Source organism: Pseudomonas sp. P7758 (genome assembly GCF_013386485.1).
Taxonomy (GTDB): Bacteria; Pseudomonadota; Gammaproteobacteria; order Pseudomonadales; family Pseudomonadaceae; genus Aquipseudomonas.
Genome location: NZ_JACARS010000103.1, coordinates 75,727 through 102,672, shown reverse-complemented (window position 1 = coordinate 102,672; position 26,946 = coordinate 75,727). Strand labels below are relative to the sequence as shown.

Sequence of the window (26,946 nt, the reverse complement as noted above, 5' to 3'; positions counted from 1 at the left end):
CCAGCGGAAGCAAGCTCCCTCGCCACAACGGCCCGCTCCCACAGGGGCTCTCCTAATAACAATAAATAATTCGCAGGTTCCCATGGACATCACCCGCCGCGACTTCCTCAACGGCGTCGCTATCACGATTGCCGCCGGTATGACCCCGCTGCAAATCCTCCAGGCCGCTCCCGATGGCCGCTACTACCCGCCCGCCCTCACCGGCTTGCGCGGCAGCCATGTCGGCTCATTCGAAGTTGCCCACCAGATGGGCTGGGAAAAGAAGGCCTTCGACACCGATAAACTGCCGATCACCGAAGACTACGACCTGGTGGTGGTCGGCGGTGGCTTGAGCGGTTTGTCGGCGGCGTGGTTCTACCGTGAGAAGCACCCGAAGGCGAAGATCCTGATCCTGGAGAACCACGACGACTTCGGCGGCCATGCCAAGCGCAATGAGTTCCAGGCCGGTGGCCGGCTGATCATCGGCTACGGCGGCAGCGAAGCGTTCCAGTCACCGAATCATCTTTACAGCAAGGAAGTAAACGGGCTGTTGAAAAAACTCGGGGTGAACATCAAGCGCTTCGAGACCGCCTTCGACCGCCAGTTCTACCCGGGCCTGGGTTTGTCCCGCGGGGTGTTCTTCGACAAGGAAAACTTTGGCGAAGACAAACTGGTGACCGGCGACCCGACGCCGATGGTCGCCGACGACATCGCCCCGGACCAGTTGCATGCGCGCTCCATCAGCGACTTCATCAATGATTTCCCGCTGCCGGAAACCGACCGTCAGGCGCTGATTGCCTTGCACGTCGCGCCCAAGGATTACCTGCCGGGCAAGACTGCCGAGGAAAAGGCCGAGTACCTCGCGGCCACCAGCTACCGCGATTTCCTGCTCAAGAACGTAGGACTCTCGGAAGGCGCGGTGAAGTACTTCCAAAGCCGCACCAACGACTTCATGGCCTTGAGTATCGACGCGGTGGCGTCGGCTGATGCCTACAGTGTGGGTTTCCCTGGCTTCGGCGGAATGAACCTGGCACCGATCAGCGAAGAAGCCGCCGCAGAAATGGAAGAACCCTACATCTACCACTTCCCCGACGGCAACGCCTCGCTGGCACGCTTGCTGGTGCGCAGCCTGATTCCGGCAGTGGCACCGGGGCACACCATGGATGACATCGTGCTGGCGCCGTTTGACTACGCCAGGCTTGATCAGCCCAGGACGCCGGTGCGGGTGCGTTTGAACAGCACTGCGGTCAGTGTGCGTAACGTCGGTGACGGTGTGCACATCGGCTACAGCCGTGGCGGCCAACTCGCACAGGTACGCGGCAAACGCTGCATCCTGGCCTGCTACAACATGATGATCCCGTACCTGCTGCGCGATCTGCCGGCAGAACAAGCCCAGGCCCTGAGCCAGAACGTGAAGTACCCGCTGGTCTACACCAAAGTGGTGGTGCGCAACTGGACCTCGTTCCAGAAGCTGGGGGTGCACGAGATTTATGCAGCGACCCAGCCTTACAGCCGAATCAAGCTGGATTACCCGGTGAGCATGGGCGGCTACGAGCACCCGCGCGACCCGACGCAGCCGATTGGTTTGCACATGGTGTACGTGCCCACCAGCCCCAACAGCGGCATGAACGGCCGCGACCAGGCCCGCGCCGGGCGGGGCAAGTTGTATGGGCAGACATTTGAACAACTGGAAGCGCAACTGCGGGATCAGCTGCAGCGCATGCTCGGCCCGGGCGGTTTCAACCACCAGACCGACATTCTGGCGATCACTGTCAACCGTTGGTCACACGGCTATGCGACCTTCTCCAACAGCTTGTTTGACGATGCCGATGAAAGCGAAAAACTGAAGGACCTGGCGCGCCAGCCGGTGGGACATGTGAGCATCGCCAACTCGGATGCCGCGTGGAGCGCTTATGCCCATGCGGCGATTGATGAGGCATATCGAGCAGTAGGCGAAGTGGGCTGATCCCGGCATTCCTGAAGGAAGAGATTATTGTGGCGAGGGAGCTTGCTCCCGCTGGGGTGCGCAGCAGCCCCAAACCAGGCGATCGAGATATCCCTGAAGGATCTCGATAGTCTGAGCTGGGGTCGCTTCGCGCCCCAACGGGAGCAAGCTCCCTCGCCACACGGTTTCCACAGAAACGTCTTGTTTCATATGCAGCGCCATCAACCCGCCATCAATCATTTTTCCTTGCGCACCGAACCGCTTAAGCTATTTGGTATCTGTTTAATGTCCGTTGCGTTTGGCCGAAGGCATGTCCGAACCGTTTTCCTTGATCCAGCACGTGCCAGGAACGGCGCGGGATTGTTCACGACAGGTTGTATTTATGCACCGCAGGAATTTGCTCAAAGCGTCCATGGCCATCGCGGCTTACACCGGTCTGTCGGCCAGTGGCCTGCTGGCCGCCCAGGCCTGGGCGGGCAACCGCGCCGCTGATGGCGAGGCCCAGGCCTTCGATTTCGAGGCCCTGAAGATCCAGGCCAAGCAGTTGGCAAGCAATCGCTACCAGGACACCAAGCAGGTATTGCCGCCGACCCTGGCGACCATGACCCCGCAGAATTTCAACGCCATCGGCTACGACGGCAAGCATTCGCTGTGGAAAGAATTGAACGGCCAGTTGGACGTGCAGTTCTTCCACGTCGGCATGGGCTTCAAGACGCCGGTGCGCATGTACAGCGTCGACCCGAAAACCCGCCAGGCCCGCGAGGTGCACTTCCGCCCTTCGCTGTTCAACTATGAAAAAACCACGGTAGACACCAAGCAGTTGACCGGCGACCTGGGTTTCTCCGGCTTCAAGCTGTTCAAGGCCCCGGAACTGGACCGCCACGACGTGCTGTCCTTCCTCGGCGCCAGCTACTTCCGTGCGGTGGATTCCACCGGCCAGTACGGCCTTTCCGCACGCGGCCTGGCCATCGACACCTACGCGAAAAAGCGCGAGGAATTCCCGGACTTCACCAAGTTCTGGTTCGAAACCCCGGACAAGGACAGCACCCGCTTCGTGGTCTACGCCCTGCTGGATTCGCCGAGCGCCACTGGTGCCTATCGCTTCGATATCGACTGCCAGGCCAACCAGGTGGTAATGGCCATCGACGCCCATATCAATGCGCGTACCGCCATCGAGCAACTGGGCATCGCACCGATGACCAGCATGTTCAGCTGCGGCACCGTTGAGCGGCGGATGTGCGACACCATTCACCCGCAAATCCACGACTCGGATCGCCTGGCCATGTGGCGCGGCAATGGCGAGTGGATCTGCCGCCCGCTGAACAACCCGGCTACCCTGCAATTCAACGCGTTTGCCGACACCGACCCGAAAGGCTTCGGCCTGGTGCAGACCGATCATGAGTTCGCCAGCTATCAGGACACGGTGGACTGGTACAGCAAACGCCCAAGCCTGTGGGTAGAACCTACAACCGCGTGGGGCGAAGGCTCTATCGATCTGCTGGAAATTCCTACAACCGGCGAGACCCTGGACAACATCGTGGCCTTCTGGACCCCGAAGAAGCCCGTCGCTGCCGGCGAATCCCTGAACTACGGCTACAAGCTCTACTGGAGCGCCCTGCCGCCGGTCAGCACGCCACTGGCGCAGGTCAATGCCACCCGTTCGGGCATGGGCGGTTTCACCGAAGGTTGGGCGCCGGGCGAGCACTACCCCGAAGTCTGGGCGCGGCGTTTTGCCGTGGACTTCAACGGCGGCGGGCTGGATCGTCTGCCTGAAGGCACCGGGATCGAGCCGGTGGTGACCTGCTCCCATGGTGAGGTCAAAGACTTCAGCGTGTTGGTACTGGATGCCATCAAGGGCTATCGAATTCTGTTTGACTGGTACCCGACCAGCGACAGCGTCGAGCCGGTTGAACTGCGGCTGTTCATCCGCACCCAGGACCGCACCTTGAGCGAAACCTGGCTGTACCAATACTTCCCACCTGCACCAGACAAGCGCAAGTACACCTGATACCGAACGTTCCCACGCTCGCGTGGGAACGCCCCTTCGGGATCTTCAGAACCGCGAAATACTCTTCATCGCCCCGATCAAGTACCGCATCGCCACCTGATCACTCTCGGTCAGGGCGCGGTACTGTTCCAGCAATTGCTCTTCGTCCGAACTCAGGCGCCGGCTGCGCAGCGACATCCTGCGGGCCAGAAAAGACGACAACACCCCCGCTACACCATAAGACTTGGCCATGGACTGTCTCCTCGTATCAATCAACTGCTCCTGGTTGCCCATAACCCCATCCCGCGATGCGACCTGCGAGGATCAACAAGCTGATTTCCTGGGCCAGAAATCATGCTTACCTTAAGCGTAGAAACTATCTTGCAGGGCGTGGGACTTTTTTAGAGTAATCACTTAAAAAAACGCTTGCAGGGCAATGACCTACAGCGTTATCCCACAAGCGGCCGGTACAGGTGGATGTCGTGCGGCTCCTGTTGAAACAGCTCGGGATCCGGCTGCTTGAGCAACCGGCAGCCGAGCCGCAGATAGAACTCCACCGTATTGCGCGATTCCGTGGCCGATACGTACAACGCCTCGGCCCCGGCTGCACGGGCGTGTTCACAGGCCAGGGCAAACAGCTGGCCACCCAGGCCCAGGCCACGGGCCCCATGGCTCACATGCAGGAATTTGAGCTGACGCATACGCAGGCCCTGGTTGAGGATAACCCGGTTGTCCACTACCACGGCCGCCAGCAGCTTTGCATCGTCAAACACACCGTGCAGCCACCCGCCGCGCTTCAGGCACGCCTGCAAGGCCACGGCATCCTGCTCGGCTTCGCCTTCGGGCCAGCCGCGCATGTCGTGGTGCTCGGGGTACAGCAGCAACTCCCCGTGCTCCACGCGATAGCACGCATCGATCCGTTCGGTACGGTCAATCAGCGCCAGCAACGGCAGGTCCTTTTCGGTCAGGTCACACTTGATCAACATGCTGTGCTTCCAAGGGTTGATGGTGAACAAGGTTGAAGCCTTCCGCAGGTGTCGGTGCTTCGAAATAGCCGGTGATCAAGTCGAACTGGGCGTCACTGGTTTCGAACGCGTGGGTACCCTCCGCGTTGCGCGCACGCAGGCGTGCCTTGCAGACCTCGTCCGGCACATCCAGGTAGTGCAATTGATGGTCAGCGCCTGCGCCTTCGAACAATGAGCGCATCCAGCGGCGGCTGGCCAGGGTGTTGGCGGGAAAATCCAGCACCACCGAGACGCCGGCTTTGAGCAACGAGATGATATGGGCCGTCAACGCATCGCGCAGGTGGCCGGTGCAGCGCACGTAGTCGCCCAGAGCCTGGATCTGTCCGGGATAAAGGCGTGACAGCCACTCATCCTCGCTGATCAATACCGTCTGTGGGGCTTGCGACAACTGCTGGGTCAGGGTCGATTTACCGGATGCGATTTTGCCGCAGATCAGGTGCAACATGAGCTTCTCCTTGTGTCGCAGGGCTTGGCCGGTGATCGGCGGGCAATAAAAAACCCGCCGGATCAAGGGCGGGTTTTTCATGCTTTTCCAGCACGCGTCAGCCCACCCTCTCCTGGAGGGTGGGAATAATCGAGGCGTTCAGTAATAGAGTCATAGTTTCGACATTAGCTTCAGGCGTTTTCCTACGCAAGGTTAATCCCGCAAGTCCGACTCATGAATCGGCTGGTCGCGATGCGTAGCCCGCTGATACTGCGCCGGCCAGGTCGCTTTGCGCCCGCCCAGGTCATCGTCGGCATGCAGTGGCCAGTACGGGTCACGCAACAGTTCACGGGCGAGGAAAATGATATCGGCCTGACAGGTACGCAAGATGTGCTCGGCCTGGGCGGGCTCGGTAATCATGCCCACGGTGCCGGTGGCGATTCCCGACTCTTTGCGCACACGCTCGGCAAAGCGGGTCTGGTAGCCGGGCCCGGTAGGAATTTCCGCATTGGCCGCGGTGCCACCCGAGGAGACGTCGATCAGGTCGACGCCCAGGTCTTTCAGGCGGCGCGCCAGTTCGACGGTTTCATCCGGGTTCCAGCCGTCCTCGACCCAATCGGTGGCCGAGACCCGCACAAACAGCGGCAGCTCTTGCGGCCAGGCCTCACGCACCGCCGTGGTCACTTGCAGCACCAGGCGGATGCGGTTTTCGAACGAGCCGCCGTACTGGTCCTGACGCTGGTTGCTCAGCGGCGAAAGAAATTGATGCAACAGGTAGCCATGGGCGGCATGGATTTCCGCCACTTTGAAACCGGCGGTCAACGCGCGCTTGGCGGCAGCGACGAAGTCAGCGATCACTTGCTGGATCTGCCCTTCATCGAGTTGCTTGGGTGAAGTGTGCTGCGGATCGAAGGCAATCGGCGAAGGGCCCACCGGCACCCAGCCGCCATCTTCCGGCTTGACGCTGCCGTGCTTGCCGATCCATGGCCGGTGCGTGCTGGCTTTGCGCCCGGCGTGGGCCAGTTGAATGCCCGCCACCGCGCCCTGGGCATTGATAAAGCGCGTGATGCGTTGCAGCGGTTCGATCTGTTCGTCGTTCCACAGGCCCAGGTCCTGGGCGGTGATGCGGCCATCGGCAGTCACGGCGGTGGCTTCGGTAAAGATCAGCCCGGCGCCACCGACGGCACGGCTGCCGAGGTGCACCAGGTGCCAGTCATTGGCCAGGCCATCGACGCTGGAATACTGGCACATTGGTGACACGGCGATGCGGTTGAGCAGGGTCAGTTGGCGCAGGGTATAGGGTTCAAGCAGCAGACTCATGGGGCACCTCTTTTATGCAGTGGGCAGGCTCCAGGGTTCTGTTTGAAAGGTCGACGAAAAACCCGTCCCCGGCGGGCTGAAATAAGACAAGGTCACAAGACCGATCACACAGTGCTTAGAGACTAGTCGACAACAGAGGATTGCACAGGGTTCAGCGCGGCTCGATATGCGCGATCATCAGTTGCACGGTTTCCTGGCCACGGAACTCGTTCACGTCGAGCTTGTAGGCCAGTTCCACCCAGCGAATGGTGGGATTGGGCCAGATCTCGCGGTCGATGCCGAAAGCAATGCCATCGAGCTTCACCGATCCACACTCGCTCTTGAGCACCACCTTCAGATGGCGCTCGCCGACGACGCGCTGCTCCACCAGTTGGAACACCCCGTGAAACAACGGCTCTGGGAAATGCTGGCCCCACGGCCCGGCGTTGCGCAGGGCGCGGGCCAGTTCCAGGTGAAACTCTTCAACCGCCAGGGTGCCGTCGGACAGCAGCCGGCCCGTCAGGTCTTCTTCGCGCAGTTGCCGACGCACTTCGGCGTCAAAGGCCTCGGCGAACAGTGGGAAGTTGGCCTCGGGCAAGGTAAGACCCGCCGCCATGGCGTGGCCGCCGTACTTGGCGATCAGCGTTGGGTGCTGGCTGGCCACCACGGCCAGCGCGTCACGAATATGAAAACCCGGCACGGAGCGCCCGGAGCCCTTGAGCAGGCCGTCACCGGCGTCGGCAAAGGCGATGGTCGGGCGGAAGTAACGCTCTTTCATGCGCGAGGCAAGGATGCCGATCACGCCCTGGTGCCATTCCGGGTCGAACAGGCACAAGCCATACGGCATCGACTCCACCGGCAAGTCCTTGAGCTGGGCCAGGGCCTCGCGCTGCATGCCTTGTTCGATGGACTTGCGGTCCTGGTTCATGCCGTCCAGTTGCGCGGCCATTTCCCGGGCGGCGGCGAAATCCGAGGTGAGCAGGCACTCGATACCCAGGCTCATGTCATCCAGGCGCCCGGCGGCGTTCAGGCGCGGGCCCAGGATAAAACCAAGGTCGGTGGAGGTGATGCGGGCGTGATCGCGCTTGGCTACTTCGAGGATCGCCTTGATCCCCGGCCGGGCACGACCGGCACGAATGCGTTCCAGGCCCTGGTAGACCAGGATGCGATTGTTGGCGTCCAGCGGGACCACGTCGGCCACGCTGCCCAGGGCCACCAGGTCCAGCAGTTCGCCGATATTCGGCTGCGGCTTGTTCTCGTACCAACCCAAACTGCGCAAGCGCGCACGCAGGGCCATCAGCACGTAGAAGATCACGCCCACACCCGCCAGGGCCTTGCTGGGGAATTCACAGCCCGGCTGGTTCGGGTTGACGATGGCGTCGGCTGCGGGCAGTTCGTCGCCCGGCAAGTGGTGGTCGGTAACCAGCACCTTGAGCCCCGCCGCTTTCGCGGCCGCCACGCCTTCGACGCTGGAGATACCGTTGTCCACGGTGATCAGCAGCTGTGGCTGGCGCTGCAGGGCCACGGCGACGATTTCCGGGGTCAGGCCGTAGCCGTATTCGAAACGGTTGGGCACCAGGTAGTCGACATGGGCGGCGCCCAACAAGCGCAGGCCCAGGGTGCCCACGGTGCTGGCGGTGGCGCCGTCGGCGTCGAAGTCACCCACGATCAGGATCCGCTGGCGCTGCTCCAGGGCCGTCACCAGCAAGTCCACCGCGGCATCGATGCCCTTGAGCTGCTGATACGGGATCAGCCGCGCCAGGCTTTTATCCAGCTCGGCTTCCGATTGCACCCCGCGTGCGGCGTAGAGACGGGTCAACAACGGTGGCAATTCACCGAGGAATGGCAGGACGGCGGGCAACGGGCGAGGATCGATACGCATGGGGTGACGGAAGCTTCTCTTTAATGTTGAAAATTAGCGGTGATCCCTTGTAGGAGCTGTCGAGCCCCAGCGAGGCTGCGATGGGATCACCTCGGTGTACCTGTCAGACCGCAGCGCCTGCATCGCAGCCTCGCTGAAGCTCGACAGCTCCCACACTCGACCAGCGTCCAATCAGTTATCGACGTTTCAGCCGCGCTCGCCAGCCAGCCATTCCAGCTGGACTTCGTGCTGCCCACGGTCATCGGTCACGAAGATCGTGCCTTCGCTGATCATCACGTCCCACTTGATCACCCGGGGCATGTCCTTGGCCAGGACTTCCAGGATTTCCTGGGGTACGGCGGCGATGCTCACGTTTTTCAGGTTCTTCGCCACCGGCACCACTTTGCCTTCCCAGACGCGCAAGCTGCCGTAGGCCAGCAAGGTCGTGCGTTCGGTACGGCGGGAACACCAGGTCAGGCGGTCCGCGTCCGGCTGGCCGACTTCGATCCAGTGCAGGACGCGATCATCCAGGCTTTTTTCCCACAGCGCCGGCTCGTCTACATCTGACAGACCACGACCGAAAGACAGCTGCTCGTTGTAGAAAAGCGCGTAGGCCAGCAAACGCACGGTCATGCGCTCTTCGGTTTCCGAAGGGTGGCGGGCGATGGTCTGCTTGACACTCTCGTACACCGAACGGTCAAGGTCGGTGAGGTTGAGTTCAAACTTGTAGGTCGTGGACGGCTGGGCCATGAACGGACTTCTAGAGACAGGGAAAGGCGGCAAGTCTAACCGATGGCGAGGTGATTCAACGAATCCTGCGCTGCATCATCCTTATCACTGCGCCACTCGCCTATGTTAAAAGGCTCACATCCCTGCCCTGCCCGAAAGGTTCCTCATGTCGTTTACCGCCAAACCACTTGCCGGCCTGAAAGTCATCGAACTCGGCACCTTGATCGCCGGCCCGTTTGCGTCGCGCATCTGCGCCGAGTTCGGCGCCGAGGTGATCAAGGTCGAATCCCCGGATGGCGGCGACCCGCTGCGCAAGTGGCGCAAGCTGTATGAAGGCACCTCGCTGTGGTGGTTTGTGCAGGCGCGCAACAAGAAATCCCTGACCCTGAACCTGAAACACCCGGACGGCCTGGCGATCCTCAAGCAACTGTTGGCGGATGCCGACATTTTGATCGAAAACTTTCGCCCTGGCGTGCTGGAGAAGCTCGGCCTGAGCTGGGAAACCTTGCACGCCCTGAACCCGAAACTGGTGATGGTGCGCCTCTCGGGCTTTGGCCAGACCGGGCCGATGAAGGACCAGCCAGGGTTTGGCGCGGTGGGCGAATCCATGGGGGGCCTGCGTTACATCACCGGTTTCGAGGACCGCCCGCCGGTGCGCACCGGGATTTCCATCGGGGACTCGATCGCGGCGTTGTGGGCCGTGATCGGGGCGCTGATGGCCCTGCGTCATCGTGAAGTGAATGGCGGGCTCGGCCAGGTGGTGGATGTGGCGCTGTATGAGGCGATCTTCGCGATGATGGAGAGCATGATCCCGGAGTTCGACGTGTTCGGCTTTATCCGCGAGCGCACCGGCAACATCATGCCCGGCATCACGCCCTCCTCGATCCACACCAGCAAAGATGGCAAGCATGTGCAGATCGGCGCCAATGGCGACGCGATCTTCAAGCGCTTCATGTCAGCCATTGGTCGCGACGACCTGGCCAACGACCCGGCACTGGCCAGCAACGATGGCCGCGACAGCCGGCGCGATGAGTTGTACGGGGTGATTGATCGCTGGGTCAACTCGCTGCCGCTTGAGCAAGTGGTGGAACAGTTGAACAAGGCCCAAGTGCCCGCCAGCCGTATCTACAGCGCGGAAGACATGCTGGGAGACCCGCAATTTCTCGCCCGCGAGATGTTCCTCAAGGCGCAGCTCCCGGGCGGCAAGGACTTCAAGATGCCCGGCATCGTGCCCAAACTGTCGGACACACCGGGCAGTTGTGAATGGGTCGGACCGCAGTTGGGCGAGCACAACAGCGTGGTGCTCGCTGAATTGGGCTACGATGCGGCCGCCGTTACTCGCCTGCGTGAGAACGGCGCGATCTGATGGGCCGGCGCTTCATCATTCGACTCTGCCTCCTGGGTTCACTGCTCGGGACTTGGCCACTGTCGAGCCAGGCCCAGGAAACCTTGATCTGGCTGTTGCGTGACCTGCCGCCAGTGACGATTTTCGAAGGCCCGCAAAAAGGCCAGGGCGCCCTCGACCAACTGCTGCCGATACTCGCCGAACACATGCCGGAGTATCGACATCAGATCCTCCACGTGAACCGCGCGCGTGGCATGCAGATGCTCCGCGACCCCGGCACGCTTACCTGCGACCCGTCCCTGCTGTGGACGGCGGAGCGCGCTAAAACCATCGTGTTTTCCGCCCAGGCCTTCGCGGCCGTGAGCAACGGGGTGACAATCCGCCAGGGTCAGCGGGCGCTGCTGGCGCCGTTTGTGGTGGATGGACGGTTCGACCTGGAGGCATTTTTGAATGCACGGGATGCGCGCCTTGGCATCATCGCCGAACGCAGCTACGGCCCCATCATCGATGAAGCGCTGAAGCACACCAGTGCTCACAAACTGGCGCCGCATTACGGCAATGACGCCCTCGGCAGCCTGCTGCAGATGCAACGAAAGGGGCGGCTGGAAGCGGTGCTGGGTTACTGGACAGAAGTGCGCTACCAGGCGCTGCAACAAGGCATTGATCCACAGGAGCTGATCTTCTACCCCATCAAAGGCACCCCGCCCTATCAACTGACCCGGATTGCCTGCACGGATAACGCCTCAGGCCGCACGGCTATCGAGCGGATCAATCAGGTGCTGCGCGAGATCCCGCAGGAGCAACTGCGACAGTCCTACGCCTCATGGCTCGACCCGGTCATGCGTGAGCAATACCTGCAAGACCACCCGACGTTTTTCCAGGATGCCCCGAGCCCATGACAAATCGCAGGCAAAAAGAAACCCCGAGCAGTGGGGAGACAACTCGGGGTTAATAAGGGCCTAAAAAGACCAGTAACAACGAGCCACAAGCACCGGAGCACAATGCTTGATCTCGCTGTTACAAAATCTGACTCACCTTGCCGTAGGAAGGTTCCCAACAAAAATAAATCTTCATGCGCAGGCAATCGGCCGAGTCAGGGCCGCATTGCGCAGGGCCGCCATGACCGAGGGTTCCAGGCGTCCTTCGGCAATCATCAAGTCGCGGTGCAAACAGTCCACCACATCCACCAATGCACGCTTGTCGGTCAATTGTGCCTGGTCGACTTCTCGTTCGACCACGATGGCACCGGCCGGATTCTTTACGGTCACCAGGCATTCGCCCTGCACACCCGAGGTGGTCAGCGTGACCTGATAAGGGCTCAGTGCTTCACCGAGCAATAGGCTGATACTTTCCATCTCGATCACCACTCAATAGTTCGGAAACAATCGTGTAAACGGGAGCTGCATCTATCCTAAGTGACTATTTGCGTCGTAGGAAAGTTCGCTTTTTCGTCTTTCAAGGGTTGCCGGGGGATGACGTGTCCAGCATGCGCTTGCAACATGACAAGCAAAAAACGGCAGCACATAACTGCTTACTCAATGAGTTGCCGTTTTGGCGCTGATGCCGAGGGTGAATCCTATACTCGGTGAGTGCTGATCATGCCGGCACATCGATAAACAGCGCATACCAAAAGGCCCCGTTGCGAAGGACGAAGACCATGCTGGAACACGAAAAAGAGCAGGCAATACTAGAGAAGATTCACGCCGACATATCCAGAATTTATGCCGAGCAACGCAAGCTAAACGCAGAGTCCCACAAGATAACCCGAGAGAATTTCTGGTATCCCGTTGGTATCGCCATCGGCTTCTTCACGGCTGTCGGAACCGTAATGGCAGTGGCGCAAAAACTACTCGCCTAAACGGTCGCTCCGGCCGGGCCTGCCAGAAACGAAAAACGCCGCTGCCCCACGGACGGGGACGCGGCGTTTTTTACACCTTTGTAAACCGCACCATCAGACCCTCTCCTGCGTTAACAGGCTAGAATCCCCGAATTACCCCGGGAGCCTGTATTGAACGAAACGTCTGACAAGCCATTGCGCATCGTCCTCGCCGACGACCACCCGATTTTCCTCATCGGTCTGCGGGCAGTCCTGGAACGTGACGAGAGGCTAACCATCGTCGGTGAAGCCAACTCACCCCAGGCCCTTGGCGAACTGCTGCAACGTTGTGCCTGCGACATTCTGGTGACCGACTTCATGATGCCCGCCGAGCCCCAGGCCGACGGCTTGCGCCTGATCGAACAACTGCGCCGGCATCACCCGGGCCTGCCCATCGTGGTGGTGACCATGCTGAACAACGCCGGCCTGTTCCACGCCATCCTGGAGCTGGGTGTCATGGGCCTGCTGAGCAAGGCCAGTCTCGCAGACGAATTGCCTGAAGCAATCCGTCAGGTGCGCCAGCAGCGACGTTATGTGGCCCAGACCATCAGTCAGTCACTGAACCTGGCAGGCGTCGAGCGTGTGCACTCCCAGGATCAACTCTCACCCCGTGAACTGGAAGTCATCCGCCTGCTGGCCGGCGGCCTGACGGTAGGCGAGATCGCCGCGAATCTTCATCGCAGCAAGCAAACCGTCAGTGCACAAAAGGTCAGCGCCATGCGCAAGCTGGGCCTGAGCAACGACGCCGCGCTGTTTATCTATGTGCAGGAACACGGGCTGGCCTAGCCTGAAACGCGATCCACTGCTTCAGCGCCTCGGCGTCCATGGGGCCGGCGATAAAGCAGCCTTGCAACCACGCAGCCCCCAGTTCACTTACCGCGTGATAGTCGGCGGCGCTTTCAACCCCGGTCACCACCACACCCACACCCAGTCGCCTCGCCATGCTCATGGCGCCGGCAACCACTGCCGCCTTGCGATCGTCCCTGGCCATGCCGCTGGCAAACGCCGGCGGGATCTTCAATTCGCTGAAGGGCAATTCCAGCAAGCGTTGCAGGCTGGTGCCGCCCACGCCGAAATCACCGATGGACAGCTTGCACCCCATCATCCGCAAACGCAGCAAGCCGGTGACGTGGGCGCTGTCGGTGTTCAGGCGCGAGGTTTCCACCAGTTCCAGGGTCAGGCCACGGGCGGGCACGCCGTGAAGTTGCAGCAAGCCTTGCAGCACTTGGGGAAAGTGCGGACGCTCCAGCATCCGCCCCGGGATATTCACCGCCACCGGCAGCACCTGCCCGGTTTCGCGCATGACGTGTGCCGCCTGGCCCAGCGCTTGTTCCAGCACGTGCCAGGTAAACGCCTCTTCCATTCCGGCAAACTCCAGCACCGGCAGAAACGCGTCAGGCAACAGCAACTCGCCGTCAGGAAGCTGCCAGCGGGCCAGCGCTTCAACACCTTGCAACGCGCCCGCCTGGCTGACAATGGGCTGATACCAGACCGTGCCGCAGCGGGCGATAGCGGCCTGGCTCAGATCCGCCGAAGGCGGCAACTGCTCGGATTCGCTCAAGTCCAGCAGGTGGCGCACCCGCTCCCAGGACACCACCGGCGGCCCGGGCCGCAAGCGCTCCCGGCACGCCTCGAGGACTTTCCCGATCAGCGTTGCCGACGCCGGCTTGGGCAGGCAGCCGAGCACGTTGAGCCCCAACTGTCGGGCCATGTGCGCCACGCCTTCCAGCACATCCGGCTCGGCGTTGCTCAGCAGGATCAACACCTGAGCCTGGCGGCGCTCGGCCATTTCCCGAATCAGCTCAAGGCCATCACCCTGCTCCAGGTACAGATCGCAAATCGCGATGTCCACCGCGCCCTTGCTCTCCAGTGACTGGCGAGCGGCGTCGACCGTTTCGGCCGTGCGTACATTGAATACGCCGTTGGCGTTGAGCATCTGATGCAGGGCCATCAGTTGGAACGGGTTATCTTCGAGGATCAGGACGTTGAGGGAGCGCATGAAAAACGTTACCGGGGAGAAGCGAGGGTGCACAGACTAATAAAAACCCCGCGCCTTCCCCATAGGACATGTCTTATTCGGACGGGTCCAGATAAGCCTCAAGCTCGACCTGGAATTCGATCAATGCTTCGCGCAGCGCTAACCAATGCATTTCAATCTCAGCGTTGCGCTGCTCCCGAATACACCCTTCCAGCGCCACACAGGCCTTGGCCAGCGGCAGCGCATCCACCAGGCAGCATATGCCCTTCAGGCGGTGCAGCGAGGCGGCCAGCCGGACCTGGTCGTGGTCCGCCATGGCGGAGGCCATCAGGTTATGCTCCTGCTCAAGGCTCCTCGCCAGCTCCTGCAGCATCCGCTGCAAAACCGGTCCGTCGGCCTGGGTCATGGTGCGCAGGGTCTGGATGCTGAAAGAGCGTGCAGGCACGACGCGGGCGAGCACACGCGTCCAGTGCTCAAGGGTCACGGGCTTGACCAGCAGTTCATCCATTCCCGCCTCCCGGCAGCGCTGCTGTTCATCATCCAGGGCATTCGCCGTGCAACCCACCAGCGCCAGGCGTGGCCGTTGCTCCTGGGCTTCAAGCCGGCGGATGGCCTCACTCAAGGCGTAGCCGGACATGCCCGGCATATTGCAATCGGTGACCATGACGTCAAACACCTCATGATGCCAACGCTGCAAGGCCGCTTCGGCCGAGTCGACGGCCACTACTTGATGACCCAGGAACTGCAACTGCTGAACCAGCACCAGCCGATTGGCCGGCAGGTCATCCACCACCAACACCGACAGGTTGCGGCCGGCCACCAGCAGCGGTACACCGGCAGATGCTGGCACGTCGTCACTGCTGACCCGATCCAGGTACAGGTCGATGCACACCACCGTGCCCTCTCCCACCACGCTGCTCAGGGTGATGCTGCCTCCCATCAATTCCACCAGTTGCTGGCAGATGCTCAAGCCCAGTCCCGTGCCGCCGTGCTCGGCAGCCGTCCGCGCGCTGACCTGGATAAACGGCTTGAACACTCGCGCCTGCTGCTCGACGCCAATGCCCGGCCCGCTGTCCTCCACACACAGGTGCAAATATTCGGCCCCCGCCGGGTCAAGCTTGCGCACAACACTGACCCGAACCTCGCCGCGCGAGGTGAACTTGAGCGCGTTGCCCAACAGGTTATGGATAACCTGACGCAGGCGCAGCGGGTCGAACCAGTAATACCCTTGCGCGCTCGGGTCGAATGCCAGGGTCAGGTGAAGGCCCTTTTTCTGCGCCATGGGTTCGAACAAGCGCTGTATGCCCTCGAAGAAACCTTTCAAGTCAGTGGCCTGCGGCGCCAGTTGCAGATGACCGGCTTCAATCTTGGCCAGGTCGAGGCTGTCACCCATCAGGGCAATCAACTCACGCGCCGAGCGATGGGCCACTCGCAGGGCTTCAGACACTGTCTTGCCTTCAGCCTGGGCACGCTCCTGCTCCAGCTCGAGCAGACCGATAATGGCGGTCATCGGCGTGCGAATCTCGTGGCTCAGGGTCGAGAGAAACGCGCTTTTTGCGTAGTTCGCTTCGTCAGCGGCCTGCCGCGCATCCATCAGCTGGAGCTCCAGGACCTTGCGCTCGTTGATATCGACCCAGCCACCGAGCAAACCCTGGAGCTGGCCCTTGGCGTCGAAGAACGGCACCGTCCACTGATACACATGAAACGCCCCGCCATTGAACTCCAGCTGCCGGTCGACGAACAGCGACTGCTGGCTCGCCAATTGCTCCATGTGGCCGGCATGCAGGCGCGCGGCCGTAGCGTCAGGCATCAGCCCGCTTTCCATCAGCGTCAGGCCCTGGATCTGCTCGCGCCGGGTGTTCAACTGTTGTTCATAGCTGGTGTTGCAGGTCACCAGGCGTCCTTCCAGATCACGCACAAATACCGGGTTGGGCATGCCGTCCAGCAGCGCGCGCTTGAACGCCAACTGGTCGTTGAGCCGCTGCTCGGCCTGGAGGCGCTGGCGAATCTGGCGCTTGAGCCGGCTGTTCCAGGCCAGGGACACCAGCACAAACAGCAGCGCCATGGCGACCGTCCAGTAGGCCCATGGCGGCACACGCTGCCAGGCCGGCACCGGGACGGGTACGCTCCCCAGCCAACGCAAACGCAGGGCGCTCAGCTCCGCGACCGGCAGCGCTTCCAGCGCCTTGTTCAAAATGCTCAGCAGTTCCGGTTGATCCTTGCGCACCGACAGGCTGTTGGCCGACCACTTGCCCTCGACACTGCGGCCGATGCGCAACTCATCGGCCGGGTAACTCTGCACTTCCACTTCACTCTGGATAGTCGCCGCCGCGCGACCCTGCGTTACCAGCTCACGGGCCTGGACGTAGTTATCCACCGATTGCAGCTTGATCCCGGGGTGCTCGCGACGAATATATCCCTCCAGGACATGGCGTGCCGGCAGCGCCAGCACCTTGCCTGAAAGCTCGCTCAAACTGGCCACTGGCGGTGCGTCAGCGCGCTGGATAAACACCCAGCCTGAGCCCCCGAACCCATGGCTGAAATCGAGAAAGGCCTTGCGCTCCTGATTCTCGGCCAGGGTGGTGTTCATGTCCGCCCTGCCCGTTTCCAGCAACCCCAGGGTCTGTGCCGTGGAGGACACTTCCTCCATCACGAACTGCAGGCCGGTCATGCGTGAAATGCGGTTGAGCAAGTCCACATTCAGCCCCACCCACTGGCCGTCCTTGTCCTTGAATACATAGGGAGACAGTTGCTGGGACGCCACCACCACATGCGGATGCTGAAGTACCCAGGCCCGCTCCGGGGCCGACAAGGCGATGCGCTCGGCGGCAATGCCCACCCCCAGTCCGGTGGTCCAGCGCGCAAGGATCTCCCGCCGCACAGACTCATCAATACTCGCCAGCGCCCGTTCCATCAGCGTCCCCAACAGCGGGTCGGCCTCCCGCGTGGCAAAGGCAAAGCCGATAGGCGCCAGCCGGCTTTCCACCTTGATCTGCAAGCCCAGGTAGGGCCGTAGCGATTTATAGGCGCGCACGATCACTTCGTTGCCGATAAACGCATCGGCATCACCTTGCTTCAGCGCTTCGAGGCCACTGTAGAGATTCGGTGCCAGCATGATGTGGCTCCCGGGATACGCCTGATGGACGTTCTTGACGTTGGCGTAACCGTCCAGCAACACCAGCTTCTTGTCCTTGAGGTCCTCGTTCTGGGTGCTGTCATCCCGGCGCACGACCACCACCGAGCGGTCCGGCATGTAGTCTTCGGTAAAGCGCAACCCCGACACATCACGCTCGTAACCGTTGGCACTGGTGAGAATATCGATGGCGCCGCTCCGCAGGGCCTCCACCGCTTGCGCCCGCTCGGCAAAACCCAGGACCTGCATCGGTGCATGCAGACGCGCGCCGATCAGGCTCAGGTAATCGGCGCTGATGCCCTGGTAGCGATTGCGGTCGCGGGTGATATCGATCGGCTGATAGTCATCAATCGAAATGCCCACTCTCAGTGGCCGATGGGCCGCCAGCCATTGCTGCTCGCTGGCCGTCAGGGACATGGGCTCCAGGGCAATGAACGCCGGCACCAGCTTGAACGGCAGGCTGACAGCCGCGAGGCTTGCCGAACCATGGCCAAGCAGCAGCACACATGCCAGCCACGCGTGTGCTCGGGTCGATAAATACACCGGTTGGGTTTCCTTGATTATTCTTGTTGGTCGCCGCGCAAGTATGGCTCGCCAGAATGAAAAAGCCCGTCACGAAGACGGGCTTGATCCACCACGCAAAGCCGTTGGATCAGAGTGGCTTGCCGCGATTGCCATGCTGGCTGACAAACGCCTGCACCGCTTTCAGGTCATTGGCCAATACCGTGCAACGCTCTTCACGCTCAAACAGGTCGGTGAGGTGCGGCGGCAATTCCAACGCCTTGCCAACCCCGGCCTTCTCTACCGCTTCCGGGAATTTGACCGGGTGCGCGGTGCCGAGAATCACCATCGGGATGTCCAGGCTGCGGCGGCATTCGCGCGCGGCCTTGACACCAATGGCGGTGTGCGGGTCCAGCAGCTCGCCGGTCTGGGCGTAGACTTCGGCGATGGTCTCGCAGGTTTCTGCGTCGTCCACCGCCAGGGAGTCGAACAGCTTGCGGGTTTCGGTCCAGCGCTCCTGCTCGACGCTGAAACCGCCACCTTGCTTGAAGCTGTCCATCAGGCCGGCCAGGGCAGCACCGTTGCGACCGTGCATGTCGAACAGCAGGCGTTCGAAGTTCGACGAGACCATGATGTCCATCGACGGCGACAGTGTGGCGTGCAGGGTTTCCTTGACGTACTGGTTGCCGCTCATGAAGCGGTGCAGGATGTCGTTGCGGTTGGTGGCGACGATCAGCTGGTTGATCGGCAGGCCCATGTTGCGTGCCAGGTAACCGGCGAAGATGTCGCCGAAGTTGCCGGTTGGCACCGAGAACGACACCGAACGCGCCGGGCCGCCCAACTGCAGGGAAGCATGGAAGTAGTAGACGATCTGGGCCATGATCCGCGCCCAGTTGATCGAGTTCACCGCCACCAGGCGCGTGCCCTTGAGGAAGCTCTGGTCGGCGAAGCTGGCCTTGACCATTTCCTGGCAGTCATCGAAGTTGCCTTCGATGGCGATGTTGTGGATGTTCTCGCCGAAGATCGTGGTCATCTGCCGACGCTGCACTTCCGACACGCGGTTGTGCGGGTGCAGGATGAAGATGTCGACGTTTTCGCAGTGCTTGCAGCCTTCGATCGCCGCCGAGCCGGTATCACCGGAAGTGGCGCCGATGATCACCACGCGCTCACCGCGTTTTTCCAGCACGTAGTCCAGCAGGCGACCCAGCAGTTGCAGGGCGAAGTCCTTGAACGCCAGGGTCGGGCCGTGGAACAGCTCCAGGACCCATTCGTTGCCGTTCAGTTGGCGCAACGGGGCGATGGCGCTGTGGGAAAACACGCCGTAGGTTTCTTCCAGGATCTTCTTGAAATCCGCATCCGGGATGCTGCCGGTGACGAACGGGCGCATGACCCGGAACGCCAGCTCGTGGTACGGCAGGCCGGCCCACGAAGCGATTTCTTCCTGGGTGAAGCGTGGCAGGTTTTCCGGCACGTACAGGCCGCCGTCAGTGGCCAGACCGGCCAGCAGAACGTCTTCGAAATTCAGGGCCGGTGCCTGGCCGCGGGTGCTGATATAACGCATGACTGGCTCCTCTAGAGCATGCTTGAACAAGGGCCGCCGAACGCGTGGGGCCCTTGCCGCAAAACGATTAGTTCAGGTGTTCGACGCGAATCCGCACCACCGGCCCAACCACGCCCTGCAACGCTTCAAGCGCGGCAATGGCGTCGTTGATGTGCTGCTCCAGCACACGGTGGGTCAGCAGGATCATGGGCACCAGGCCGTCTTGTTCTTCGACTTCCTTCTGCATGATCGATTCAATGTTGATGCCGCGCTCCGACAGGATGCTGGCCACCTGGGCGAGCACGCCCGGATGATCCTTGGCCTGGATGCGCAGGTAGTAGGCACTTTCGCAGGCTTCGATCGGCAGGATCGGGTGGGCCGACAGCGAATCCGGCTGGAAGGCCAGGTGCGGTACGCGGTTTTCCGGGTCGCTGGTCATGGCACGCACCACGTCCACCAGGTCGGCGATCACAGACGAAGCGGTCGGCTCCATGCCGGCGCCGGCGCCGTAGAACAGGGTGGAACCGGCAGCGTCACCGTTGACCATCACGGCGTTCATCACGCCATTGACGTTGGCGATCAGGCGGTCGGCCGGGATCAGTGTCGGGTGCACACGCAGCTCGATACCGGCCGGGGTGCTGCGCGCCACACCGAGGTGCTTGATGCGGTAGCCCAGGGCTTCGGCGTAGTTCACGTCGGCGGTGGTCAGCTTGGTGATGCCTTCGGTGTAGGCCTTGTCGAACTGCAGCGGGATACCAAAGGCGATGGACGCCAGGATGGTCAGCTTGTGGGCAGCGTCGATGCCTTCCACGTCGAAGGTCGGATCGGCTTCGGCGTAACCCAGGGCCTGGGCTTCGGCCAGCACGTCTTCGAAGGTACGGCCCTTCTCGCGCATTTCGGTGAGGATGAAGTTACCGGTGCCGTTGATGATGCCGGCCACCCAGTTGATACGGTTGGCGGACAGGCCTTCACGGATCGCCTTGATCACCGGGATGCCACCGGCCACGGCGGCTTCGAACGCCACGATCACGCCCTTCTCGCGGGCCTTGGCGAAGATTTCGTTACCGTGCACGGCAATCAGCGCCTTGTTGGCAGTGACCACATGCTTGCCGTTTTCGATGGCCTTGAGCACCAGCTCGCGGGCCACGGTGTAGCCGCCTACCAGCTCGATGACGATATCGATTTCAGGGTTGGTGGCGACTTCGAAGACATCGTTGGTAATCGCAATACCGGTCGTTTGGAACTGAGGCTTTGGCGTACGCGTGGCAATTTGTGCCACTTCAATCCCACGCCCTGCACGGCGGGAAATTTCTTCAGCGTTACGCTGAAGTACGTTGAAGGTGCCGCCACCGACGGTCCCTAACCCACAGATGCCTACTTTGACCGGTTTCACTGAAGAACTCCCCATGAAACGGCCGACTCAAGGTCGGCCGTGAAAACAGCCGCACAACTGCGGCTCTCTATTAATGACCCGCCGAACTGTCGGCGGATCATGATCGTCAAGGCTCGACGATAATGCTTACTTTGCGTTCAGTGCCAGTTTGGCAACTTGCGGCGCAGGCTGGTAGCCCGGAATCACCTGGCCGTCAGCCAAAACGATGGCCGGCGTACCGTTCACACCAATCGACTGGCCGAGGGCGAACTGCTTGGAAACCGGGTTGGCGCACTTGGCGGCCTTGATTTCCTTGCCATCGACCATCTTGTCCATGGCCGCTTTCTTGTCGGCCGAACACCAGACGGCTTGCAACTGCTCGTCACCCGGCGAACCCAGGCCCTGGCGCGGGAACGCCACGTAGCGCACTTCAACGCCGAGCTTGTTCAGCTCAGGCACTTCGGCATGCAGCTTGTGGCAGTACGGGCAGGTGGTGTCGGTGAACACGGTGATGTGGGTCTTGGTTTCGCCGATGGCCGGGTAAACCACGGTTTCAGCCACCGGAATACCGTTGATCAGCTTGGACACGCCCAGGCGCTCGGCTTTCTCGGTGAGGTTCACCGGCTTGCCGTCTTTGAGCTGGAACAGGTAGCCCTGGACGATGTACTGGCCATCGGCACTGGCGTACAGCACGCGGCTGCCCTTGAGCTTGACTTCGTACAGGCCGGCCATCGGGCTGGCGTTGATGCTTTCAATCGGGGTGTCGAGCTGGAGGGCTTCCAGGCTCTTGCGGATTGTCTTCTCTGCGGCGTCGTCGGCGACGGCAAAGGTTGAGACCAACGCAATGGCTGCGATGGCAAAAATCTGGGTCAAGCGCATGGGAACTCCTGAAGGCAGATGCAGGGACGGGAGCAGGAACACCGATCTTCAAACACGGGTTTGGGCCGTCCCCTTTGCGAACCGGCAAAGCCTACCACAGTTGGGCCGCAGGGCAGCCAGTCGCGGGGAAATTGGGCTTTTTCCGAAGTGTTTTTCATCCACGGGGATGGTGCTTGGCGTGCATCTCCTGCAAACGTGCCCGCGCCACGTGGGTGTAGATCTGGGTGGTGGATAAGTCGCTGTGGCCCAGGAGCATTTGAACCACGCGCAAATCCGCGCCGTGGTTGAGCAAATGCGTGGCGAACGCGTGGCGCAGGGTGTGGGGCGACAGCGACTTGCCGATGCCGGCAACCTTGGCCTGGTGCTTGATGCGATGCCAGAAGGTCTGGCGGGTCATCTGTTCGCCGCGCTGGCTGGGAAACAGTACATCGCTGGGCCGACCGTTGAGCAACTCGGCTCGGGCGTCGCGCATGTAGCGTTCGATCCACACGATCGCCTCTTCACCCATGGGCACCAGGCGCTCCTTGCTGCCCTTGCCCATTACGCGCAATACACCCTGGCGCAGGTTGACCTGTTCCAGGGTCAGGCTGATCAGCTCGGTGACGCGCAGGCCGCAGGCATACAGCACTTCCAGCATGGCACGGTCGCGCTGGCCGATGGCTTCGCTCAGGTCGGGGGCTGCGAGCAGGGCTTCGACGTCGGCTTCCGACAGGGATTTGGGCAGTGGCCGGCCCAACTGTGGCATGTCGATTTGCAGGGTTGGGTCGACAGCGATCAGCTTTTCCCGCAGCAGGTAGCGATAGAAGCCACGCACGCCTGAGAGAAAACGCGCAGTAGAGCGAGGCTTGTAGTTTTGCTCCAGGCGCCAGGCCAGGTGGTCGAGAATCAGCTCGCGACCGGCGTCGAGCAGCTCGAGGTTTTTCTCCTGCAGCCAGCCATTGAACAACGCGAGGTCGCTGCGGTAAGCCTGGCGGGTGTTGTCCGACAGGCCTTTTTCCAGCCAGAGGGCGTCGAGGAAGCGGTCTATCTGCGGGTGGTCGATGGCGGACATGAGGGCTCAAGCAGGGAAAATGGCGATGTCGGGTAGATCCTATCGCAGCACGGGCCGCTACACATCAATGAAAGCGGGCAAATAATCTGTGGCAAGGGAGCTTGCTCCCGCTGGGGCGCGAAGCGGCCCTGATTGACCATTGAGGTCCAACAGAGAGACTTCTATTGCCGGTTTCAGGGCCGCTGCGCAGCCCAACGGGAGCAAGCTCCCTCGCCACAAAAGCGGAAAACGGCTTTAAGGTCAGTGCGACGCTGAATTTCTTCGAGGCGGGGAGTCATGAATAGATACCGGGGAAATGGACAAATTTCAGGCAACAAAAAAGCAGCCCGTAGGCTGCTTTTTTCTGCATCGGGAAGCTGGACTTAAGCCAGTTTTTCCTTGATGCGAGCTGCTTTACCGGACAGGTCACGCAGGTAGTACAGCTTGGCTTTACGTACGTCACCGCGACGTTTAACGGCCATGCTGTCGATTTGCGGGCTGTAGGTCTGGAAAGTACGCTCTACGCCAACACCGTTGGAGATTTTACGAACAGTGAAAGCACTGTTCACACCACGGTTACGCTTGGCAATTACCACGCCTTCGAACGCTTGCAGACGCGAACGGTCGCCTTCCTTCACTTTCACCTGAACGACAATGGTGTCGCCCGGGGCAAAGGTAGGGATCTCTTTGGTCATCTGCTCTGCTTCGAGTGCAAGGATGATTTTGTTAGTCATGCTGTGCTCCTAAGGTAAGTCGTCGGACCTACCATCGATACGTTGTTAACTATCGTCCCGCCCGAGGATGTATTCCTCGAGCAGCTTCTTCTCTTCTCCAGAAAGCGAGCGGCTTTCCAGAAGATCGGCGCGTCGTTCATAGGTCCGCCCGAGGGACTGCTGTAAACGCCAACGCCGGATGTGTGCGTGATTGCCACTTAGCAATACGTCGGGAACACGCTGATCCGCATACACCTCCGGTCGGGTGTAGTGCGGGCAATCCAGCAAACCATCCGTGAAGGAATCTTCCTCCGCGGAGTCCGCATGCCCTAAAGCTCCAGGCAGCAGTCGTGTAACCGCATCTATCAGGACCATCGCCGGCAGCTCGCCGCCAGACAGGACATAGTCCCCAATCGACCACTCTTCATCGACATGAGCTTCAATAAACCGCTCGTCAATGCCTTCATAGCGACCGGCAATCAGGATTAATGCTTCCAGATTCGCCAACTCGCGTACCGCCGACTGATTCAGCTGACGGCCTTGAGGGGACAGGTAAATTACCTTCGCCTTCTCCCCGGCGGCTGCCTTGGCCTGAACCAACGCATCTTCCAGGGGCTTGATCTTCATCACCATGCCCGGACCACCGCCAAATGGGCGATCGTCCACAGTGTGATGTCGATCCGTCGTGTAGTCTCGCGGGTTCCAACAGGTGAGCTGCAAGAGCCCCTGTTTCACCGCCCGACTGGTGATGCCGTACTCGCTGATGGCGGAAAACATCTCGGGAAACAAACTGATCACTTCAACGCGCAGGTTAGCCACGTTAGAAGTCCGCGTCCCATTCCACCTTCATCTCGCCCGCTGCCAGGTCGACAGCCAACACGCATTGCTCGGTATAGGGCAACAGGCGTTCGCGATCATCCAGGCTGCCAGCGCAAGGCTTGACCACCATTACATCATTGGCGCCGGTTTCCAGAAGATGATCGATTTTCCCGAGCAATTGCCCGAGTTGATCAATAACCTTCAGACCTTCCAGCTGGTACCAGTAGTACTCGCCGTCGGTCAATTCAGGGAACAGGTTGCGCGGCACGCAGATCTCATAACCGGCCAGAAGACGAGCTTCTTCACGATCATCAAGACCCTTGAGCTTTGCGACCAGGAACTTGTCGCTCCCGCGTCCACTGACCAGCTCTACCTGTTTCACACTACCTTCGCGCTTGAGCGTCCAGGTCTTGTACTGCAACAGGTTTTCAGTCGGATCAGTAAAGGAATACACCTTCACTTCGCCGCGAACGCCATGAACAGAATAAATCTTGCCGATAACGATCAAATCATCAGCAACCGCTGGCGTCGCGTTCATATTGCTCAGGCCGCAGCCTTAGATGCATCCTTCAACAACTGAGCAACGCGCTCAGAAGGTTGTGCACCAACGCTCAGCCAGTAGGCTACGCGCTCTTGGTTCACGGACAGACGGACTTCTTGACCACGAGCGATCGGGTTGAAGAAGCCAACTTGTTCCTTGTGAGAGCCGTCACGTGGGTTGCGGCTGTCAGTTACGGTCAAGTGGTAAAACGGGCGCTTTTTGGAGCCGCCAAGGGCAAGACGGATTGTTAGCATGTGAACATCGTTCCTGTAGTCGGTGCTGCAAATCTAAATGCACAGCGGGCATAGGTGCCCGAAAGGCCGCATATTCTAAGGAATATCCGGACTTTTGCAAATGTCTTTTTCTGGCGCCTATCAGCGTGCCATTCAGATCTGCTATAGAGCCGTCGGTTAAAACGGCAAGTCAGCTCCCGCCAATGGCGGGTTTGCTGGAGATCCCGCATCCCTGCGGGTCGGAGCAGAAGCGAACTTCTGCTCGAATTCTTTACATTTTCGGCATGCCGCCGCCGGGCAACATACCGCCCATGCCGCGCATCATCTTGGCCATTCCGCCTTTTGCGGAGAATTTCTTCATCATCTTCTGCATCTGCTTGTGTTGCTTGATCAAGCGACCGATGTCCTGCACCTGGGTGCCGGAACCCATGGCGATCCGACGTTTGCGCGAACCGCTGATCAGCTCAGGGTCGCGGCGCTCGGCCGGGGTCATGGAATTGATGATGGCTTCCATCTGCTTGAATTGCTTCTCTGCCGCGCCCTGGGCATTGCCCATTTGCGCCAGGTTCACGCCGCCGATGTTCGGCAGCTTGTCCATCAGGCCGCCGAGGCCGCCCATGTTCTTCATCTGCTGCAGCTGGTCGCGGAAGTCTTCGAGGTCGAAGCCCTTGCCCTTCTTCAGCTTTTTAGCCAGCTTGTCGGCCTTGTCCTTGTCGAGGGTCGCTTCCGCTTGCTCGATCAGGCTGAGCACGTCGCCCATGCCGAGGATACGCGAGGCGATACGCTCAGGGTGGAACGGCTCGAGCGCTTCGCTCTTCTCGCCCATACCGATGAACTTGATCGGCTTGCCGGTAATGGCGCGTACCGACAAGGCGGCACCGCCACGGGCATCGCCGTCGACCTTGGTCAGGATCACACCGGTCAGCGGCAGTGCATCACCAAAGGCCTTGGCGGTATTGGCCGCATCCTGGCCGGTCATGGCATCGACCACGAACAGGGTTTCTACCGGGTTGATCGCGGCATGCAGCGCCTTGATCTCGCCCATCATCTCTTCGTCGATGTGCAGGCGACCGGCGGTATCGACGATGACCACGTCGATGAATTTCAGCTTGGCTTCTTTAATAGCCGCCTGGGCGATATCGACCGGTTTCTGGCTCAGGTCGGACGGGAAGAAGGTCACGCCCACTTCGCCCGCGAGCATTTCCAGCTGTTTAATAGCCGCCGGGCGGTAAACGTCGGCAGACACCACCATCACCGACTTCTTCTTGCGCTCTTTAAGGAAGCGCGCCAGTTTGCCGGCGGTGGTGGTCTTGCCCGCACCTTGCAGACCGGCCATCAGCACAACGGCTGGCGGCACGGCGCTGAGGTTCAAATCTTCGTTGGCCGCGCCCATCAGGCTTTCGAGTTCGGCCTGGACGATCTTCACAAAGGCCTGGCCCGGCGTCAGGCTGCGGGACACTTCGGTGCCGACCGCGCGCTCTTTGACCGAGTTGACGAAGTCCTTCACCACCGGCAAGGCGACGTCGGCTTCCAGCAACGCCATGCGCACTTCACGCAGGGTGTCTTTAATATTGTCCTCGGTCAGCTTGGCCTTGCCGGTGACATGGCGCAGCGTCTGCGAGAGACGGTCAGTCAGATTTTCAAACATGCGCGATCCTTTCAGGCCCTATTCATCGAAATGCATTGTTAGACCGAGGTAATGGCGGCCCAGGCTGTGGTAAATCGCTATTAAAAACA

At 60.8% G+C, this 26,946-nt stretch carries 24 protein-coding genes; 6 read left to right on the top strand and 18 right to left on the bottom strand.

Annotation, left to right across the window (positions count from 1 at the left end; all coding sequences use genetic code 11):
- The first annotated feature begins 82 nt into the window (after positions 1-82).
- Both HX873_RS22030 and HX873_RS22025 read left to right on the top strand, forming a co-directional pair.
- Entirely contained in the window at positions 83-1,945 is a 1,863-nt protein-coding gene (locus HX873_RS22030; RefSeq protein ID WP_087695108.1) for an NAD(P)/FAD-dependent oxidoreductase, read from the top strand.
- A 361-nt stretch (positions 1,946-2,306) separates the two neighbouring features.
- Positions 2,307-3,932, top strand: a complete 1,626-nt coding sequence (locus HX873_RS22025) for a glucan biosynthesis protein D (RefSeq protein WP_102368202.1) — start codon at positions 2,307-2,309, stop codon at positions 3,930-3,932.
- 45 nt (positions 3,933-3,977) lie between these two features.
- Here the strand turns inward: HX873_RS22025 and HX873_RS22020 are convergent, their stop codons facing one another.
- The 6 genes from HX873_RS22020 to HX873_RS21995 all read right to left on the bottom strand — a co-directional run bounded on the left by HX873_RS22020 (position 3,978) and on the right by HX873_RS21995 (position 9,270).
- Positions 3,978-4,163: a hypothetical protein gene (locus HX873_RS22020; RefSeq protein ID WP_003209560.1), complete on the bottom strand. Its 186-nt coding sequence runs from the start codon at positions 4,161-4,163 to the stop codon at positions 3,978-3,980.
- A gap of 197 nt (positions 4,164-4,360) precedes the next feature.
- The gene (locus HX873_RS22015) at positions 4,361-4,897 is read right to left on the bottom strand and encodes a GNAT family N-acetyltransferase (RefSeq protein ID WP_177123195.1); all 537 of its coding nucleotides are present in this window, start codon (positions 4,895-4,897) and stop codon (positions 4,361-4,363) included.
- Entirely contained in the window at positions 4,881-5,381 is a 501-nt protein-coding gene (locus tag HX873_RS22010) for an ATP-binding protein (RefSeq protein ID WP_177123194.1), read from the bottom strand. Before HX873_RS22010 ends, HX873_RS22015 begins: the two co-directional genes overlap by 17 nt.
- 192 nt (positions 5,382-5,573) lie before the next feature.
- The gene (locus tag HX873_RS22005; protein ID WP_003209564.1) at positions 5,574-6,680 is read right to left on the bottom strand and encodes an NADH:flavin oxidoreductase/NADH oxidase; all 1,107 of its coding nucleotides are present in this window, start codon (positions 6,678-6,680) and stop codon (positions 5,574-5,576) included.
- Between the two features lie 151 nt (positions 6,681-6,831).
- Positions 6,832-8,541 (bottom strand): single-stranded-DNA-specific exonuclease RecJ, encoded by a 1,710-nt coding sequence (recJ, locus tag HX873_RS22000; RefSeq protein WP_008438230.1) that lies wholly within the window; start codon positions 8,539-8,541, stop codon positions 6,832-6,834.
- Between the two features lie 186 nt (positions 8,542-8,727).
- Entirely contained in the window at positions 8,728-9,270 is a 543-nt protein-coding gene (locus HX873_RS21995) for a YaeQ family protein (protein ID WP_003209567.1), read from the bottom strand.
- Between the two features lie 145 nt (positions 9,271-9,415).
- On the opposite strand from HX873_RS21995, the gene HX873_RS21990 reads away from it, so the two are divergent.
- On the top strand, positions 9,416-10,615 hold the full coding sequence (locus HX873_RS21990) for a CaiB/BaiF CoA-transferase family protein (protein ID WP_177123193.1): 1,200 nt from the start codon (positions 9,416-9,418) through the stop codon (positions 10,613-10,615).
- A complete protein-coding gene (locus HX873_RS21985) occupies positions 10,615-11,493 on the top strand; it encodes a TIGR02285 family protein (RefSeq protein ID WP_177123192.1) in 879 nt (292 codons plus the stop codon). The genes HX873_RS21990 and HX873_RS21985 overlap by 1 nt, the downstream gene beginning before the upstream one ends.
- 171 nt (positions 11,494-11,664) lie before the next feature.
- Here the strand turns inward: HX873_RS21985 and HX873_RS21980 are convergent, their stop codons facing one another.
- Complete coding sequence (locus tag HX873_RS21980; RefSeq protein WP_003209570.1) at positions 11,665-11,949, bottom strand: DUF3509 domain-containing protein; 285 nt, start codon at positions 11,947-11,949, stop codon at positions 11,665-11,667.
- A 302-nt stretch (positions 11,950-12,251) separates the two neighbouring features.
- Between HX873_RS21980 and HX873_RS21975 the strand changes: the two genes are divergently transcribed.
- Together HX873_RS21975 and HX873_RS21970 are read left to right on the top strand one after the other, a co-directional pair.
- Positions 12,252-12,452, top strand: a complete 201-nt coding sequence (locus HX873_RS21975) for a hypothetical protein (protein WP_003209572.1) — start codon at positions 12,252-12,254, stop codon at positions 12,450-12,452.
- A 150-nt stretch (positions 12,453-12,602) separates the two neighbouring features.
- Positions 12,603-13,256, top strand: a complete 654-nt coding sequence (locus HX873_RS21970) for a response regulator transcription factor (RefSeq protein WP_003209573.1) — start codon at positions 12,603-12,605, stop codon at positions 13,254-13,256.
- Here the strand turns inward: HX873_RS21970 and HX873_RS21965 are convergent.
- The 11 genes from HX873_RS21965 to ffh all read right to left on the bottom strand — a co-directional run bounded on the left by HX873_RS21965 (position 13,225) and on the right by ffh (position 26,857).
- Positions 13,225-14,469, bottom strand: a complete 1,245-nt coding sequence (locus HX873_RS21965) for an EAL domain-containing protein (RefSeq protein WP_177116657.1) — start codon at positions 14,467-14,469, stop codon at positions 13,225-13,227. The genes HX873_RS21970 and HX873_RS21965 overlap by 32 nt on opposite strands.
- Positions 14,470-14,542: 73 nt before the next feature.
- Entirely contained in the window at positions 14,543-18,124 is a 3,582-nt protein-coding gene (locus HX873_RS21960) for a transporter substrate-binding domain-containing protein (protein WP_177123191.1), read from the bottom strand.
- 109 nt (positions 18,125-18,233) lie between these two features.
- Positions 18,234-19,643: a threonine synthase gene (gene thrC / locus HX873_RS21955; protein WP_003209579.1), complete on the bottom strand. Its 1,410-nt coding sequence runs from the start codon at positions 19,641-19,643 to the stop codon at positions 18,234-18,236.
- 67 nt (positions 19,644-19,710) lie between these two features.
- Complete coding sequence (locus HX873_RS21950) at positions 19,711-21,015, bottom strand: homoserine dehydrogenase (RefSeq protein ID WP_003209580.1); 1,305 nt, start codon at positions 21,013-21,015, stop codon at positions 19,711-19,713.
- Positions 21,016-21,141: 126 nt separating this feature from the next.
- Positions 21,142-21,873, bottom strand: coding sequence for a bifunctional protein-disulfide isomerase/oxidoreductase DsbC (gene dsbC / locus HX873_RS21945; protein WP_003209582.1), 732 nt, complete (start codon positions 21,871-21,873; stop codon positions 21,142-21,144).
- Between the two features lie 154 nt (positions 21,874-22,027).
- Complete coding sequence (xerD, locus tag HX873_RS21940) at positions 22,028-22,924, bottom strand: site-specific tyrosine recombinase XerD (RefSeq protein WP_003209584.1); 897 nt, start codon at positions 22,922-22,924, stop codon at positions 22,028-22,030.
- Between the two features lie 362 nt (positions 22,925-23,286).
- The gene (rplS, locus tag HX873_RS21935; protein WP_003175895.1) at positions 23,287-23,637 is read right to left on the bottom strand and encodes a 50S ribosomal protein L19; all 351 of its coding nucleotides are present in this window, start codon (positions 23,635-23,637) and stop codon (positions 23,287-23,289) included.
- A 45-nt stretch (positions 23,638-23,682) separates the two neighbouring features.
- Positions 23,683-24,393 (bottom strand): tRNA (guanosine(37)-N1)-methyltransferase TrmD, encoded by a 711-nt coding sequence (trmD, locus tag HX873_RS21930; protein WP_231988895.1) that lies wholly within the window; start codon positions 24,391-24,393, stop codon positions 23,683-23,685.
- 43 nt (positions 24,394-24,436) lie between these two features.
- Positions 24,437-24,973: a ribosome maturation factor RimM gene (gene rimM, locus HX873_RS21925; RefSeq protein ID WP_003175898.1), complete on the bottom strand. Its 537-nt coding sequence runs from the start codon at positions 24,971-24,973 to the stop codon at positions 24,437-24,439.
- A gap of 5 nt (positions 24,974-24,978) precedes the next feature.
- The gene (rpsP, locus tag HX873_RS21920; RefSeq protein WP_003209587.1) at positions 24,979-25,230 is read right to left on the bottom strand and encodes a 30S ribosomal protein S16; all 252 of its coding nucleotides are present in this window, start codon (positions 25,228-25,230) and stop codon (positions 24,979-24,981) included.
- A 250-nt stretch (positions 25,231-25,480) separates the two neighbouring features.
- Positions 25,481-26,857 carry a signal recognition particle protein gene (gene ffh, locus HX873_RS21915; protein WP_003209589.1) on the bottom strand — a complete coding sequence of 459 codons (1,377 nt, stop codon included), beginning with the start codon at positions 26,855-26,857 and terminating at the stop codon, positions 25,481-25,483.
- Positions 26,858-26,946: the final 89 nt, after the last annotated feature.